Genomic DNA, 16,819 nt, shown 5'->3' with positions numbered 1-16,819 from the left:
CATTATGCATTTAATTCGTTGATGATGGTAGGAAAAATGTCTTTGTGTGCATTTTTGCCCAGGAAAATATCTAAATGACTGTATGTTGGATATTCATAAAATTGATGATAGTGCGGTCGTAATGCATCGAAATATTGATAAGTGTTTTGCTGGCTCAGGCTACGAAAACATTTATTGAGCGTACCAGTTAAAAACACAAACCGGGCAGCCGTTTTTGGAGCTGTTGCTGCATAGTTTGTTTTACCATCTTTTGATACCAGAACGCCATTGTCCACGCATTTACGGATGTGTTCAAAAAAGCTGATGGGCACATTACCAAACTCATTGCGAATCCATTGTTTGGTGGTTGCTGTGAGGTTATTTAATTCCCACAATGCAGGAAAGCCGGCGCCATAGGTAAAGCTTACCATTTTGCCTACGGTTGTGTCGTTTTCACGATGCGTTAATTGCACCACCGTTCTAAAAAATTTTGATACAAAATCCGGCGCATCATCGCCCCAATGTGGGTTAAGGTAATGGGTAAGCGGTTTGATTAAGGGCAAAAAATAATTCAGCTTAAACTTTGAATAATCAGGTACCACCGGGTGCAGCGAAACGGCATTGGATACAATTGTATCTACTTCGGGCACCAAGCCTCTTACTGCCGAAATCATAAAGCTGGTAGAGCCCTGGCAGTGGATAACTGCTTTGATGGACTGGGCACCCGTTATCCTGCATATTTCCTTTACAGCCGCAGGATGGTCGTTTTCGGCAACCACATCCAAATCCCATTCATTTTTCGGGCAAACAATGCTGCCCCGCCAGTTTTCGAGCCATACATCGTAGCCTGCCTGCTGCAGCATTTGTACCAGGTTTGTCTCGTTGGGTGGATTAAAAATATTACCCCGTACACCAGCCCCATGTACCAGCATTACCGGACCTTTGGTAGCACTGGCAGCATCGGCAACCCTTAATAGTTTACATTGAAAACCATCATTTGCTTTAAAGGGATATTCTTCAAACATAGAAGTTGATTTTATTATTTCAACGTAATAATCAGCACACTTTTTTACAGTCAGTCCATTGCAGCCGCGTTACATACATCTTTGCTGCACACAGCTACAAATTGATAGTTATTAAGTAAGCTGAACTTCCATCTTAGCTCCTGTCTTCCATACTTATTTATCGTAGTAGCAGATATATCAGGAAACATTATCCGCAAGCTGAAATTTGCATATACTATAAGATTTAATAACCATTAGCAGTTAGTGCAGTATGTGTCACATTCATTAAGACAACTTCAACAAAATAGCTGCAATGCTTATTATAGAAGTATATGCTGATCTCTTTTCAGAATACGCGTATTTAAAGGTTTGTAATGTTCTTTTTATTGCAATCGTGTTTTTAAAAGCGCCTGTTATCCTGATTTCTTTTGATATAGCGGAAGGCCAAAGCAGGTAATTCTCTTTTTCGTAACAGTAGTTTATATGCCACTAACAAACAACACTTTGTACAGCAGCAGTTACCTAAATATTACTGCCACATTGCGCTAATGTTAGCTTGAATAAAGTTAAGCTTTGTTAATTTACACTGCAAATTTTTTTGAGACGGGAAGGACTTAAGTATAATCTCTTCTTTATTGATCAGCAACGCTGATTATGCTTTGATATTTCGCTTTAAAACACTTCTTAAGTTTTATATAAATAGCAATACGGCGAGGTGTAGTTACTTACAGTCTTAAGTTACTAATTTCAGGATGTAGATGGGTAGGATTGATTAAATAAATACTGCTGGTAAATGAAGGGTTAGAATAGTTGCTTTATACAAAGCAATTATTCATTTATGATAAACACCGTCATTATTTTTGGCCCATGCGCGCCTAATACCAATGATTGTTCTATATCCGCAGTTTTGGAAGGACCAGCAATAAAAATTGCAAAGGCATACTCTTCATTAGCAATAATGTCATAAGCATCGTGCATGGTAGGTACAATGCTGTTTTTATGAATAACAGCCACTAAACTTTGTGCAATAAAAGGCAATACCCGTACCGGCATTTCTTTGTTAGATATCCACACAGCACCATTTTCAGCCACTGCCAGCGGTGATGTTGTAATACACACATCCACATCTGCAAACCCGTGCGGATCATTAGTAGCATCCGGCATCTCAGCGATGGCAGCAAAGGTCTTTTCAAACGAAACCACCTTCTTTGCACCTGCAAAATCTGCTTCTATTTGCTGGATGATTTCTTCATAATTATTCACCAAATACACACGCCCGCCAATAGCCTTCAATACATCCATATATTTCTGCAATGCATCATCAAAATAGGGCACGAAAGCAGGTACGGATGGCGCTTCAATAAATGCAGGCTGATTTTGTTTAATAGCTTTCAGCATCGCATCCCGGCTACTCTTTATACCTTCCGCTTTTAGTGCTGCATACTGTTCCTGTGTATCTTCCTTCGCTGCTTCCATGATGATGTATAATTAATATTTGTTCTACCAAATTAACGTATCTTTAAAAAGGCTCTTCATTACTCCCTTTAGAGCTGGGGTATCTACTTTCTATTCTTTTTATACCATTCTCCAAAAGAGGCTTTAGGTGGCTCCGGCATGTCTCTTTCCTTGTACCAAGGATTAAGACCATTATTCACCACAAAAGGTACATTTTTTATAAACCACCTGCCCATTTTACCGGCTGTTTTATACACGGCAGGATGTGATAAAGTAAAGGTCATTCCCTTCATACTGAGTTCTTTTGCCTTACCGGTATATCCATCTTTACCCAACACCTGCCGCCATTTATACAACTGCTCATGGATATTAATTTTTACCGGACATACATTGCTGCAGCTACCACAAAGCGTGGAAGCAAAAGGCAAATCAGCATATTGCTTCATGTCTAAATTAGGCGCGAGTATAGAACCAATTGGGCCGGCAATAGCCGTATGATAGCTATGTCCGCCACTACGCCTGTACACCGGGCAGGTATTAAAGCAGGCAGCACAACGAATACATTTTAAAGAGTTGCGAAAATCGGCTCTGCCCAATTGTGTACTACGCCCGTTATCCACAATTACAATATGCATTTCCTGTCCTTTGCGCGGACGTCTAAAATGGCTGCTATACGTGGTGATAGGCTGCCCTGTTGCGCTGCGTGTAAGCAGCCGTAAAAACACCCCCAAATGCTTGCGAAGCGGAATAATTTTTTCAAATCCCATACTGGCAATATGCACGTCTGCTAAGTGAGCGCCCATATCTGCATTGCCCTCGTTGGTGCATACTACAAACTCGCCGGTTTCCGCAATAGCAAAGTTGACGCCGGTGAGTGCAGCTCTTCTCGTTAAGAATTTTTCGCGCAAATGCTGGCGTGCAGCAGCTGTTAAGAAATTAGGATCGTTATTGCCCTTCTCTGTATGTAGATGCTCGTGAAAAGTATTGCTTACGTCTTCTTTTTTTAAGTGAATAGCAGGCAGCACAATATGACTGGGTGGTTCCTGCCGAAGCTGTACAATACGTTCGCCCAAATCCGTATCAATTACTTCTACACCGTGTTCTTGTAAGTAATGATTTAAATGGCATTCCTCAGTAAGCATGCTTTTGCTTTTCACCATCTGGTTGATGCCATGCCGCTTAAGAATTGTATGAATAATTTCATTGTGCTCCTTTGCATCGGCAGCCCAATGAACATTGACACCGTTTTGCACCGCTTTCTTTTCGAAAGCTGCCAGGTACGCACTCATATTAGAGAGCACATTATTCTTTATGCCTGAAGCTAAATCTCTCAATGCTTCCCATTCAGGTAGTGTATGCGCTGCTATATCGCGCTTTGTACGCACCCACCACAATGTTTCATCATGCCAGTCAACACGCGGCTCGTTTTTATTAAACTGCGCTGCTAATGTGGCGTGATCTTTAGTTTGCTGTTGCATAATGTTTCCTTTATTCCTTACTAAAAAGACAATAAATTATCGCCTTTTATAACAAATCTATTTAGAGCAACAAAAGCTAATATAGTATATCAATATGTTCACCCCTCTTTACAACGGTTCGAAAGAACTTTGTTACCAAAATATTCACTCAAAATAGAAATCTATTTTAGAGTAAATGGCGCGTAAGCCCGGACGGATGCGCGGAGCGATCGGGTTGTCCTTGAACTAAGCGAAGCGTTCTCATGAATACCATTGAAAAACATCAATCCATTTATAACTTTTTTGTTCCTTTTTTCTTTCAATGCAAGTCACGTAAGTCGGGGAGAAAAAAGTAAGAGTGAAAACTATTATAAGAGATCACTTCCGGAACACCTTTATTTATGTAACCCTTTTATCCTTCACTATTCAATATCTCTGCAATATGCTTTACCTGCACAGTGCTTTTTTCTCTTCTTAAAATACCTTCCATGTGCATGAGACAACTCATATCCGCAGCGGTGATATATTCCGCGCCATGCGCTACATGATCGTGCACACGGTCTTTGCCCATCTTGGCACTCACTGCCGCTTCTGCCACGCAAAACGTACCGCCGAAGCCACAACATTCATCTTTGCGGCTTAATTCAATTATCTCCAAACCCTTTACCATATTCAATAATATTTCAGGTTTGGAAAAGGGCGGCGCTACCAGCTCAGTCATCTGCGAAAGATGCAAACCCCGCTGTCCATGACAACTCTGATGCACCCCTACTTTATGCGGAAAAGAAGCATTGAGGCTTTCTACTTTCAATACATCAGTTAAGAACTCCGTAAGCTCGTATATTTTATCATGGATAATCTTTGCTTCCTTCTTTAGCTTATCATTATGCCAATGCTCTTTGATGTGCAATGTGCAACTGCCCGATGGGCACACGATATAATCAAAGTCGCTGAAATTATCTGCAAATAATTGGTTGCAACCATCCGTCAAATGCTCAAAGCCAGAGTTTGCCATAGGTTGCCCGCAACAGGTTTGATTAGGCGGATAGTGCACCGTACAGCCCAACTTCTCCAATAGCTCCAATGTAGCTATTGCTACCTGCGGATAAAACTGATCTACATAACAAGGGATAAATAATCCTACATTCATAATACTATATCATAAGTAGGTTGATAACGCTTAACAATAATCAGGTCATCAGGTAGCGGCTCATCATTCCATGCCCGCCTGATGGCAATTGCAGCACCCAAGGCCGAAGCTTGTGCCACCTTAGCCGAATACACTTCAATATGCGGAAAAGCAGCAGCCAGCAAGTGCATATACACCTCATTTTTACTAAAGCCGCCATCAACAAATATTTTTCTTACCGGCTTACCATTCATCACCAGTTTGGTAGATTGAACCTGTTGTTTAATGATATCTAAAATAAGCTGGTGATAGGCCACTTCACAGGTTTCAAAGTCGTGCAGGTTACGTTTGCCAAAAGGGGATTGTCCTACCATTGCAGAGCTTCCTTCCATTATTTCCTGCGGCTGTACCCGGTGCAAGTTATTACATATAGATGCATTGTACAGCATTGTTTTATAATACTCGTCTGAAGTGTTATAATGAGCAGCTATTCTTTTTACCTGTTGCTCATGCTCATAGCCGGCAAACAGTCTTGCAGCCTTCACCACATCACCCTGGTAAGAAAGATAACTTAAACAATCCTGCCTTAGTTCTTCACTTGTAAGCATGGAATGATTGAACGGATTGATACTAATGCTCCATGTGCCCGTAGACAGCAGAATAAAAGGTTCGTTAAACGAATTAAAATAAGGGATCAGGGCTGCCGAACTATCATGCAATCCACAACCTGCCGGTATATTATCATTAATGATTCCTGCCACTTCGGTGCAGGAAATAACAGGTGCTAATTTCTTATCAATGCCTTCCTGATAAACCCAGTTGTGGTAATCACTTTCTCTAAAATTCCAGAGGTTGGTATGGCAGCCAATGCTGGTAATATCGCTGTACTGCGCACCGCATAAAACAAAAGATATGTACTGCGGCAAATGCAGCGAATAGCTGATTTGGGCATATTGTTCCGGCTTTTTATATTTCAGCCAATACAGTTGCATGCCGGAGTTAAGATGGCCAAGCACCGGTGAAGCTGTTTCTTTGGTTATTTTTTCTTTGCCACCATACGTATTGTAAAACTGTTTACTTAAGTCTTCATCATACGGCTTAAGGTAATTGTATAGCGGAAGAAAAGGCTGATGCTGGTAGTTAAGGTGAACAAGAGAAGCACCGTAGGCTGAAACATTCACAGCCGTAATCTCAAAACGCTTGTTGTTTTTTATGTTTTGAAATGATTCCTTTACCCACGCCGTTAGTGCCTCCACATCTTCGCAGGGAAAGCCGTCTTCATCTGTTGTCTCGTTCAATTGTTCAGACGTTTCGTACACCAGTTGATATTGCTTATCAAACAGCAATACTTTTTTATTGGTTTTACCAATATCCAATATGAGAATAACAGGTAGTGGCATTACAATTCTATTTCTTATAAGGTTTTACTGCTATTGCTATAAACAGAGACGAAGCTTATAAGCCTGTTGCCACTGTTTTTAAACCTCTTTGCTTAATTAAATTTTCTCTTACTTTTTCTTTTCGATATACAGCTAAAGGCTTTAATGCGCCGCCTGCACGCATACGGGCTTCTGCAACCAATGCACGCACATCGGTGCGGAAAGCAGCTTGCAATATTTCCTGTGCTGCTACTACATCGTTTTGCAGTTGGGCTTCATTCAGCATTTTTCTATCTGCCAGCAGTGCCTGTGCATAGGTAAGCATGATGGCTTCTACCGATTGCAATAAATCTTCGAGCGGGTCTTTTACATTATGGCTCGCATCAATCATCCAACCCAAATCTGTAGCGTGGTTCATGCCCCTTGCATCCATACCTTCCACCAGTTCGTTAAAGATGAGGAACAATTGGTATGGTTTGATGCTGCCTACAGTTAAATCATCATCGCCGTACTTACTATCGTTGAAATGAAAGCCACCGAGCTTGCCTTCCATTAATAGCAAGGCAACAATTTGTTCTATGTTGGCATTGGGCAAATGGTGTCCCAAATCCACCAAAGTATAAGCCTTCTCGCCCAGCCTGGTGGCATAGAGTAAGGATTGTCCCCAATCACCTACCGTAGTAGAGTAAAAATTAGGCTCAAACGCTTTATATTCTACAAACATTTTCCAGTTGTCGGGCAAGGCAGCATATACTTGCTGTAAACTGTCTAATGTATTTTGAAATGCTCTTCTAAAATGCAACTGGCCGGGAAAGCACGAGCCATCGCTCAGCCAAACAGTTAATGCAGTGGAGCCTAATTCCACACCATACTTTATCACTTCTATATTATGTTCGATGGCTTGCCGGCGCACCGCTTTGTCCACGTGTTGCATCGAGCCAAACTTATAGCTCAGTTGCTGGCCGGGCTGGTCTTGAAAGGTGTTGGAGTTCATTGCATCAAAGCGCAAACCGTTTTGCGCAGCCAGCGCTTTAATGTTATTGGCATTCTCCGGTATATCCCATGGTATGTGCAGCGATATCGCACCGCTGGATTGGTTGAGTGCGTGCAATAAACCAATATCTTCTATTTTTTCTTCCAGGCTGCGCGGCTCACCACCACCGCCAAAGCGACCAAAGCGCGTACCGCCGGTGCCTAACGCCCAGCTTGGAATAGCCACCTGAAAATCCATCAACTTTTGCAGGATTTCTTCTGCACCATTTACTTCATCTTTAATAAAATCCAGCTTGCGCTGGTGTTCTTGCATCAGTTGATGATTGTACTCTTCTATTTTATATTTTTCAATGGTCATCACAAAGCGTTTAATAGTAAAAAGAATCTTTGCTTGGTTTTTTATGGTAAATAAAACACCTGTTGCAGAGGAATGCTTACGGGCGAATTATCTTCAGCCGTTTCCATAATATCTTTCATAAATGACCACCAGTGCTGCATTACCGGATGATGCGGAAGCTCTTCTAACTTACGTTCATCTTCTATTTTCAAAGTACCGAATAAATCACCTGTTGCTTCATCCAGGAAAATGTGGTAATCTGTAATACCTTTTGAATGAAGTAACTCTCTCAGCTCCGGTCCTATTTCGTTGTGCCTTTGTTTGTACTCTTCTTCAAAGCCTTTATGCAACTTCATTTTAAAAGCAATCTGTTTCATAGTATTGCTGCAATTATTGATTATTAATAACCAGTAACTGATATTTTTCTTGTATCAAAATAGCATTATCACACTGTTACTTTCATTTAGTGTATGCTGGTTAATTTATTAAGCAAGCCGCTTTATTTCAAAGATAGTTTAGAATACTTTTGAAATATTATCATTTAGGTGAAATACATCCTTTAATGGAGACCATTGTACATCCTCCATTTCTTTAGATTTATCTGTTGGCAGAATAGATTTATACCACTGTTGTATAAGCTGCGATTTCAACTGTTCATTAAAGCTCACCCTTTTATTAACGCGCATAATGCAAAAGAGTGTATTCGTTTCTTCATCAAGAAAAAGCCGGTAATCCTGTAATCCATGCGCGTGCAGTGAAGCCCGATGCCCGGCTAACAAATCACCGTAAGGCACCGTAAATACTGCTTTATCCACATCAGGAATTTTTATCTTAAAACCTAAGTAATGCATTACTGTTATTTACAAAGTACTGTGAATGTCGAATGTATGGTTGCCGATTATTTGTTACCAGATACCGGCAACAAGTAACCAGCAACTGGCAATCTATTTACCTATAAAATCCCATTGCCACACCGCCATCCACATTCAGTGCATTGCCGGTAGATTTGCTGAGCAAGCCACCTACAAAAGCAAAGCAGGCATTGGCAATATCTTCAGGTAAAATAACTTCGTTCAATAATGTGCGCTTTGCATAGTAAGCCGGCAGCTCTTCCACGGTAATACCGTACGCTTTGGCTCGCCCTTCTGCCCAGCCACCTGCCCAGATGTTGGAATCAGAAATCACAGCATCCGGATTGACGGTATTGACACGTATTTTATCTCCACCCAATTCGGCAGCCATTAAACGTGAAAGATGCGCCTGCGCTGCTTTTGCAGAGCCATAGCCCGGATTGTTTGGACCAGCAACCACTGCATTTTTAGAAACAATATTGATGATATCGCCACCTATATTTTGCTTGCGCATAATGGCAATACCTGCTTTAGACACAATGAACTGTCCTTTTACTAAAATATCATACAGTCTGTCCCACTCTTCCAATGTATGTTCTGCTATAGATTTGGAGATGCTGATGCCTGCATTATTTACTATAATATCCACCCCGCCAAAAGCCAGGCAAGCTTTTTCGAAAGCAGTAGCTGCACTTTCTTCATTGGTTACATCCAAAACAACAGATGCTGCGGTATCCCTGCCAAACTGTTTCTTAAACTCTTCCATCGTACCCTGCATTCTTTCTTCGTTGATATCATTGATGATAACGCAAGCCCCTTCTTCGGCAAACTTCTTTGCAATGGCTTTGCCGATTCCACCGGCACTGCCTGTTATTAACGCAATACGTCCACTCAATGCTTTGGGTTTGGGCATGCGTTGCAGCTTAGCTTCTTCCAATAGCCAATATTCAATATTAAAAGCTTCTTGTCTTGGCAATGAAGTATATTCCGAGATTGCTTCCGAACCGCGCATCACATTGATGGCATTGATATAAAATTCTGCTGCTACCCGTGCCGTTTGTTTGTCTTTTGCAAAGGTGAACATGCCTACACCAGGATATAAAATCACCACCGGATTAGCATCGCGTATAGCCGGGCTGTTATCGTGCTTGCAGTTGTTGTAGTAATTAGCGTACATCTGGCGGTATTCTTCAAATTGTGGCTGTATTTTTTCTTTTACAGCAGCAACATTATTTACATCTTCATCTGTGGTAAGATTAAGTACCAAAGGGCTGATTTTGGTACGCAAAAAGTGGTCGGGACAGGAAGTGCCCATTGGGGCCAATTTGTCTAAGTGATTAGAATTAATAAACTCTAATACCCGTTCGTCATCGGTAAAATGCCCGATCATGCCCCTAACACCTGAAGGAGGGGTTTTAACGTCGCTGTTGGAGCAAAAACCTCTTAATACAGGTGCCAATGCAGCTGCTTTTTTAAGACGTTCATCTTTTGGTAAAGACTGTATTTTTTGTCCGCCGAAAATTGGTCCTTTTTTGCCATAATTATCTTCTAAATATTGTGCACAACGCTCTATTACTTCGAGTGTGTTGATGTAGCTTTCATAAGCCGTATCGCCCCAGGTAAACAAGCCGTGCGAACCTAACATGATGCCGCGTATGCCGGGGTTGGCATCTAAGCATTCCTTCATTTTTAATCCCAAATCAAAACCCGGACGTTGCCATTCTACCCAGCCAAGTGTACCGTTGAATAGTTCTTCTACTATACGCTTACCATCTTTGGCAGCAGCAATAGCAATAGCAGCATCGGGGTGCAAATGGTCTATATGTTTGAAAGGCAGAAAGCCATGCAGTGGTGTATCAATAGATGGCGCTTTGGACGCCAAATCATAAATGCAATGATTAAACAGCTCTACCATTTCATCTTCGTGCTCAATACCGCGATATACATTAGCGAGGCTGTGCAATTTATCTACATACAAAGCCGCCAAACCACTTCTTTTCATTGTTCCCAAATCACCGCCACTACCTTTTACCCACATTACTTCCACCTCTTTTCCGGTGAGCGGATCTTTTGCCATGGCTTTGCACGATGTGTTGCCGCCGCCATAATTAGTGAGCCGCAAATCGGCACCCAGTAAGTTGGAGCGGTAAACAAGCAATGCCACCTGGTCATCGCCGAGCGCGGCTGCTGTTGCATCATCCCACAGGTAACTTACATACTTAAAGTCTCCTGCGCCCATAGGGGAGCTTTGTGTAGCGTTGATATTTTCTGTTTTCATGATATACGTTTATTCGGATTTGGATAATTTGTTTATCAGGAACCTCATTCCCACCCTTTAGGGGCGAGACTTCTTATTTCATTGAATTGCCAATACCCACTAATATTACAGAGAGCAAAATAGCAACAATACCTGCTGTAATGGTGGTTGCCGTTTTTTTGCTCACGCCTTTCCATTCTTTTAAAAGAATACCCCACATATTAGCTACCAATATAATGAATGCCATGTGCAATATCCATGAGCTTGCGCCATTGCCTAATTTGCTCTCGCCCATGCCATAAAAGAAAAACTGCAAAAACCAGATGGTGCCGGCCATAGCGGCAAACAAAAAATTGCGTGCGATTGGCGTGCTTTCATCGGTAAAATCTTTATAGGATTTATTGCGAAGACTTAAGAATAAACACCAGACAAGATTGGTAGTTAAACCACCCCACAACAGCACCACGTAAATTACATTATTCTGATACAAAAATTCGGTGAGCGCGCCCGGATGCGCTGCTTTCCACAGTTCATTTGCTTTTTCTGCCATTGGTGTACCAGCTTCTATGCCATAATTAAAGCAGGCACTTAAAACGCCGGATACAATGCACACAATCAACCCTTTCGAAAGATTGAATTCTTTAATACTCTCTTTTCTTTTTTCTTCCGGCATTTCTCTTTCTTTCAATACACCGGCTCTGCCGCAGATATAAATACCAATTAGGCAAATCGCTGTGCCGATAAGCACCACACGTCCCCAGGAAGTAGTAATTAACTCATGGAAAGTAGTTTTGCCATCCGTTGGTACAAAGTTGTAATAAATAGCAGGTATTAACGCACCAAAAGCAGAGGTAATGCCCAGCAACACCGAGTTGCCCAGCGACATACCGAGATATCGTATGCCCAAGCCATATGTTAAGCCACCAATACCCCACAGCAATCCCCACATAAAAGTCCAGGCCAGTGTGGATGCACCTGTTTGTGCAATAATATCTCCGAAGTTGGGAATGGTGAGCCATGCCGCTAAGGGCGGAATGATAAGCCACGAAAACAAGCCGCCTATAATCCAGTAACTCTCCCATGCCCAGCCTTTTACTTTTTTGTAAGGAACATAAAAACTGCCCGAAGCAAAACCGCCTATAAAATGAAAGAAAATACCGAGGATAACCTGCATGAATGACTTAATTTTCTATATGGCTAATAATCTTTGGTAAAAATAAAATGCTGTAACAAACAAACTGTTATGAACTGTTGGTTTTGTAGCAATAACCATTATTTATTTAATACAACTTGCAAACGTGTTATTAAATTTCGGGTATTATTGTAGCAATAATAAATGTATTCACGCTATAATGCTGGTGCAAAATGCTTATTAATTCTGTATATTAACGCTGTATATATGACTTCCGAGAACCTATATAACCTCATCATTATTGATGAACACTCTGCAACGCCCAAGTATTTGCAGGTCATCAATTCTATTGTAAAAGCAATAGAGGACGGTAAAATTTCGAGCGGCTATTTCATGCCTTCCATTAACGATTTAAGCTATGAACTGGATATTTCAAGAGACACCTGCATACGCATTTATAAAGAGCTGAAGAAATTAAACATCATTACTTCTTTTCCGGGCAAAGGCTATTTTATAAACGAAACGCAGGTAAGTAAACGGATAAAAATATTTCTGTTATTTAATAAATTGAGTACACACAAAAAAATCATTTACGATTCTTTCGTTGCTGCTTTGGGAGCAAATGCTGCTATCGATTTTTATATTTATAACAACAACTTCCTGCTCTTTAAAGAATTGCTGAACAGCCGTAAACAGGATTATTCCTACTACGTTATTATTCCTCATTTTACAGAAGGTGGCGAGCAGGCTCACGAAGTTATTAATGAGTTGCCGAAAGATAAGCTCATCATTATGGACAAACTGTTGCCGGGTGTAAATGGCAAGTACGGGGCCGTGTATGAAAACTTTGAGAAAGATATTTATAATGCATTAAAGGAATCTTTGCCGCAGCTAAGCAAATACCATTGTATTAATATTATTTTTCCAGAGTACACGTATCATGCACGAGAAATATTAACCGGCTTTTACAACTTCTGTTACGATTATGCTTTTTCGCCCAAAGTCATCTCCAACATATACAGAGAAGGAGTAAAGAAAGGCGAAGTATATATCAACCTGATGGAAGATGACTTGGTTACGCTGATAGAAAAAATATTATCGCAACACTTAAAGATAGGCGAAGAAGTTGGTGTTATTTCTTACAACGAAACCGCCATCAAAAAAATAATTCTGAATGGCATTACCACTATATCTACCGATTTTAAAATGATTGGCGAAAAAGCAGCCGAACTGATTTTAACCAATTCAACCGAGCACATAGAAGCCGATTTTCATTTAACATTAAGAAGTTCGTTGTAAAGGAAATTTGCTTTTTTATAGGTGTAAAAATTACTATTGCACCATCAGCCTTCGCCCGATGCGACTCAGTGAAACGGGTGTTATTCCTGAGTAAGACGCAATAATGTGATGCGGAACACGCAGTAATAAATCACCATGTTGTACTGCAAATTTGCGGTAGCGTTCTTCGGGGCTGTCCAAGATAAAGGAAGATAACATTAGCTGCGCATTGATGAATCGCTGCTCTGCTACTTTTCGCGCTACAATGTGCATTTTAGGCAATTCGTCATAGAGTTGTTGCAACCTTGTATAGCCAATCACCAGCAGTTCACACTCTTCTAAAGTTTCCAATGTTTGTATGCCAGGCACTTGCCGCAAAAAGCTGTCGTAACTGCTGGCAAATACATTTTCTTTAAAAATATAACCCGCAATTTCATCTCCATCTTTGGTATCATACAACCGTATCAATCATTTTATAATAAAGTATAACTCCTTTGTTATTTTACCTTCTTCCTGTAGCTTATATTTTTTAGGCGCCTGCCTGGAAGAAAAAGCATTTTCAAGCACTGCTTCTTCCTGCTGCGATAAAGCAGCAAAAGGTTGAATATATTGGTAAAATGGCTCAAACATAAATGAGTTAAGATAACGCTTTTATACAAAAAAGTTATTGACTGCAATGAGAAAACTTTTTTTATCAACTTTTCCAATAAGCCCTTCCATATCTCCATTCTTTACATTAATTCTCTCTCTTTATTCCAAAGCAAAATATATTGCACGCAAGCCTGACAACGATCTGGCTACAAAGGCCTGACTTTTGATTCTACAGAAAAGTAAACCGCAGATGTAAAATTTCATTTTCGCTTTTATGGCAAGCCTGCCGCAAGGCGTTTTGCATTGGCATGGTATCTGATTTTCATGCCTTAATTTTCAAACAACCTAAAACAAAAAATTATTGTTATGGCACCTACAGAAAACACCGGTAAAAACATGGAAAATCCATTAACCGCATACCCCCAACCACCGCAGCCTGCACAGCAGCAACCCGTTCCGGGGTACGAGAGCGAAATGCAGCCGCAGGTAGACCATGGTGAAAACTCGTACAAAGGTTCGGGTAAATTAACCGGCAGAAAAGCCGTTATCACCGGCGCCGATTCAGGTATTGGCCGTGCAGTGGCTATTGCCTTTGCCCGCGAAGGCGCCGATGTGCTGATTGCTTATTTGAATGAACACAATGATGCTAAAGAAACTGCAAAGTGGGTGGAACGGGCAGGCAGAAAGGCTGTGTTGGTTGCAGGAGATATACAAGATGAAAACCACTGCAAAGCAATCATCAACCGTGCTGTACAAGAGCTGGGCGGTATAGATATTCTGGTAAATAATGCAGCTTATCAAATGACGCATGAGTCTATTCAGGAAATATCGGCAGAAGAATTGGACCGTACTTACAGGACAAACATTTTTGCAATGTTCTATCTGTGCAAGGCAGCAGAGCCGCACATGAAGCCCGGCAGCACAGTAGTTAACACTACGTCTATCAATGCCTATAAACCTTCGCCTCAATTGCTGGCTTATGCTTCTACCAAAGGCGCTATTCAAAACTTTACGGCCGGGCTTGGACAGTTATGGGCAGAGAAAGGCATTCGTGTAAATTGTGTAGCGCCCGGTCCTATCTGGACGCCACTGATTCCTTCTACGATGCCGGAAGAAAAAGTAAAAAATTTTGGCAAGGATGTTCCGCTAAAGCGTGCAGGACAACCCGCCGAGTTGGCAGCGGCTTATGTATTACTTGCTTCCGACGATTCGAGCTATATGACCAGCTCTACCGTGCAGGTAACGGGGGGCACACCTACTATATAATTTCATGTACCACGTGTGATGTACGATGTTTGATGTAGCAACTTTTCTTTTAAATTGTAAAATGCAGGTATTCCAACATCGTACATCGCACATAGAACAAATAGCTTCATTTATCAAGCACATTAATACCTATCTTCGCACTGCTCCCACAGGAAATGGTGTCTTCCTGCCCCAACCGCCCCGAATGCTTTCGGGACTAATGGCGCCTACAAATAGTACTTTTTAATACGTTATAATCTATTTGTAGGATGAACAAATACAGGTATTCTTTTGAACAGGTAAAGATTGCAAAACACTTATTGTATTGGACTGCTTTAATTATTCCAATAGCTATCGTTACCGGCTCTTTGGTGGCTTTGTTTCTTTGGCTGCTCGATTGGGCAACTGCAACAAGGTGGCAATATCTGTGGCTTATTTTCTTACTTCCTTTTGCCGGGCTGCTCATTACTTTTTTGTATAAAACCTATGGCAAAAATACAGAGGCCGGCAACAACCTCATCATGGATGAAATACATAAGCCAGGTGGTGGTATTCCTTTTCGCATGGCACCCCTGGTTTTATTTTCTACTATTGTTACCCACCTTTTTGGTGGTTCTGCCGGCAGGGAAGGCACTGCTGTACAAATGGGTGGCAGTATTGCTTCACTCTTTTCAAAATGGTATAAATTAAAGAATAGAAATAAAAGAATACTGCTGATGTGCGGCATGGCAGCCGGCTTTGGCGCTGTGTTTGGGACGCCCATTACCGGAGCTATCTTTGCCATGGAAGTATTGGCCATCGGCAGTATAAAATACGATGCCTTAATACCTTGCTTAATAGCCAGTATTTTAGCCGATATTACCTGTGCTGCCTATGGCATTCATCATACCCGTTACAACATTGCGTTTGTTGGCAAAATACATAGTACAAAGCAATTATTATCTTATTTTTCATTCGATTTTTTACTCTTATTTAAAGTGATTGTTGCCGGTGCAGCATTTGGGCTGGCTAGTTATTTATTTGCAGAAACATCACATATTATTAAAGATACTTCCGCCAAATACATTCACAACAAATGGATAACACCAATTGCAGGTGCTGCATTAGTGATTGGCATCAGCTATTTATTAGGCACTTTCGATTATCTCGGCTTAGGAGTAAGCAATCCAACCGGCGGTGTGAGCATCCTCGCTGCATTTCATCCTCATGGTGCTGATACCTGGAGCTGGCTCTGGAAGTTAATATTAACAGCTATTACGCTCAGCACTGGCTTTAAAGGCGGAGAAGTAACACCCTTGTTTTTTATTGGTGCCACACTTGGAAATACATTGGCTACCATCAGCGGCTCACCGGTTGATTTGTTTGCCGGACTTGGCTTTATCGCCGTTTTTGCCGGTGCTACCAACACGCCGCTTGCCTGCACGCTGATGGGCGTAGAACTCTTTGGCTCCAACAATGTAGTGTATTATGCGGTAGCTTGTTTTACGGCTTATTATTTCAGCGGACACTCCGGTATTTATGGTTCACAAAGAGTGGCAGTCTCCAAGTTTCATTTAACCTATAACAGAGTGCATACGATTAAAGAAATGAAACAAAAAAAGTAAATAATTTCTCAGCACAATTACCATCTTTTATCCTTACAACAAAACAGGCACTATCTTAGTTGCTATATGCACATTTGCTAACAACCATAAATACCTATACAACTCAGCGTCTTAAATTATTAAATGAA

General features: G+C 41.2%; 15 protein-coding genes and 1 riboswitch. Of the genes, 3 read left to right on the top strand and 12 right to left on the bottom strand.

The genetic code is table 11. The features are described 5' to 3' along the window. Positions 1-2: 2 nt before the first annotated feature. The 10 genes from FC093_RS02165 to rhaT form a co-directional block, all read right to left on the bottom strand. A complete protein-coding gene (locus FC093_RS02165) occupies positions 3-1,004 on the bottom strand; it encodes an alpha/beta hydrolase family protein (protein ID WP_137260085.1) in 1,002 nt (333 codons plus the stop codon). Between the two features lie 807 nt (positions 1,005-1,811). Further along, on the bottom strand, positions 1,812-2,459 hold the full coding sequence (locus tag FC093_RS02160; RefSeq protein WP_137260084.1) for a LutC/YkgG family protein: 648 nt from the start codon (positions 2,457-2,459) through the stop codon (positions 1,812-1,814). A gap of 83 nt (positions 2,460-2,542) precedes the next feature. Then, positions 2,543-3,916, bottom strand: coding sequence for a lactate utilization protein B (locus FC093_RS02155; RefSeq protein WP_137260083.1), 1,374 nt, complete (start codon positions 3,914-3,916; stop codon positions 2,543-2,545). A gap of 391 nt (positions 3,917-4,307) precedes the next feature. Beyond that, complete coding sequence (locus FC093_RS02150; RefSeq protein WP_137260082.1) at positions 4,308-5,045, bottom strand: (Fe-S)-binding protein; 738 nt, start codon at positions 5,043-5,045, stop codon at positions 4,308-4,310. After that, positions 5,042-6,424, bottom strand: a complete 1,383-nt coding sequence (locus tag FC093_RS02145; protein WP_137260081.1) for an FGGY-family carbohydrate kinase — start codon at positions 6,422-6,424, stop codon at positions 5,042-5,044. The genes FC093_RS02150 and FC093_RS02145 overlap by 4 nt, the downstream gene beginning before the upstream one ends. A 55-nt stretch (positions 6,425-6,479) precedes the next feature. Further along, entirely contained in the window at positions 6,480-7,754 is a 1,275-nt protein-coding gene (locus FC093_RS02140) for a TIM barrel protein (protein WP_137260080.1), read from the bottom strand. Positions 7,755-7,795: 41 nt separating this feature from the next. After that, positions 7,796-8,110 carry an L-rhamnose mutarotase gene (gene rhaM / locus FC093_RS02135; RefSeq protein WP_137260079.1) on the bottom strand — a complete coding sequence of 105 codons (315 nt, stop codon included), beginning with the start codon at positions 8,108-8,110 and terminating at the stop codon, positions 7,796-7,798. Positions 8,111-8,248: 138 nt separating this feature from the next. Then, on the bottom strand, positions 8,249-8,584 hold the full coding sequence (locus FC093_RS02130; protein ID WP_137260078.1) for an L-rhamnose mutarotase: 336 nt from the start codon (positions 8,582-8,584) through the stop codon (positions 8,249-8,251). A gap of 97 nt (positions 8,585-8,681) precedes the next feature. Then, a complete protein-coding gene (locus tag FC093_RS02125; RefSeq protein WP_240743151.1) occupies positions 8,682-10,862 on the bottom strand; it encodes a bifunctional aldolase/short-chain dehydrogenase in 2,181 nt (726 codons plus the stop codon). Between the two features lie 73 nt (positions 10,863-10,935). Beyond that, complete coding sequence (gene rhaT, locus FC093_RS02120; protein WP_137260077.1) at positions 10,936-12,015, bottom strand: L-rhamnose/proton symporter RhaT; 1,080 nt, start codon at positions 12,013-12,015, stop codon at positions 10,936-10,938. Positions 12,016-12,240: 225 nt separating this feature from the next. Between rhaT and FC093_RS02115 the strand changes: the two genes are divergently transcribed. Beyond that, complete coding sequence (locus FC093_RS02115) at positions 12,241-13,272, top strand: GntR family transcriptional regulator (RefSeq protein ID WP_137260076.1); 1,032 nt, start codon at positions 12,241-12,243, stop codon at positions 13,270-13,272. A gap of 33 nt (positions 13,273-13,305) precedes the next feature. On the opposite strand, the gene FC093_RS02110 is transcribed toward FC093_RS02115, so the two are convergent. Continuing rightward, positions 13,306-13,719, bottom strand: coding sequence for a cyclic nucleotide-binding domain-containing protein (locus tag FC093_RS02110; protein WP_137260075.1), 414 nt, complete (start codon positions 13,717-13,719; stop codon positions 13,306-13,308). Beyond that, complete coding sequence (locus FC093_RS23650; protein WP_170970965.1) at positions 13,720-13,881, bottom strand: cyclic nucleotide-binding domain-containing protein; 162 nt, start codon at positions 13,879-13,881, stop codon at positions 13,720-13,722. Between the two features lie 327 nt (positions 13,882-14,208). Between FC093_RS23650 and FC093_RS02105 the strand changes: the two genes are divergently transcribed. Then, on the top strand, positions 14,209-15,108 hold the full coding sequence (locus FC093_RS02105; RefSeq protein WP_170970964.1) for an SDR family oxidoreductase: 900 nt from the start codon (positions 14,209-14,211) through the stop codon (positions 15,106-15,108). Positions 15,109-15,250: 142 nt separating this feature from the next. After that, a riboswitch (Fluoride riboswitch) is annotated at positions 15,251-15,324 on the top strand. A 32-nt stretch (positions 15,325-15,356) separates the two neighbouring features. Continuing rightward, the gene (locus FC093_RS02100; protein WP_137260074.1) at positions 15,357-16,691 is read left to right on the top strand and encodes a voltage-gated chloride channel family protein; all 1,335 of its coding nucleotides are present in this window, start codon (positions 15,357-15,359) and stop codon (positions 16,689-16,691) included. Positions 16,692-16,819 lie beyond the last annotated feature (128 nt).

The sequence above is a fragment of the Ilyomonas limi genome (assembly GCF_005233845.1).
Lineage (GTDB): Bacteria > Bacteroidota > Bacteroidia > Chitinophagales > Chitinophagaceae > Ilyomonas > Ilyomonas limi.
The sequence above is the reverse complement of the archived record's forward strand: the minus strand, read 5'-3'. Positions and strand labels throughout refer to the sequence as shown.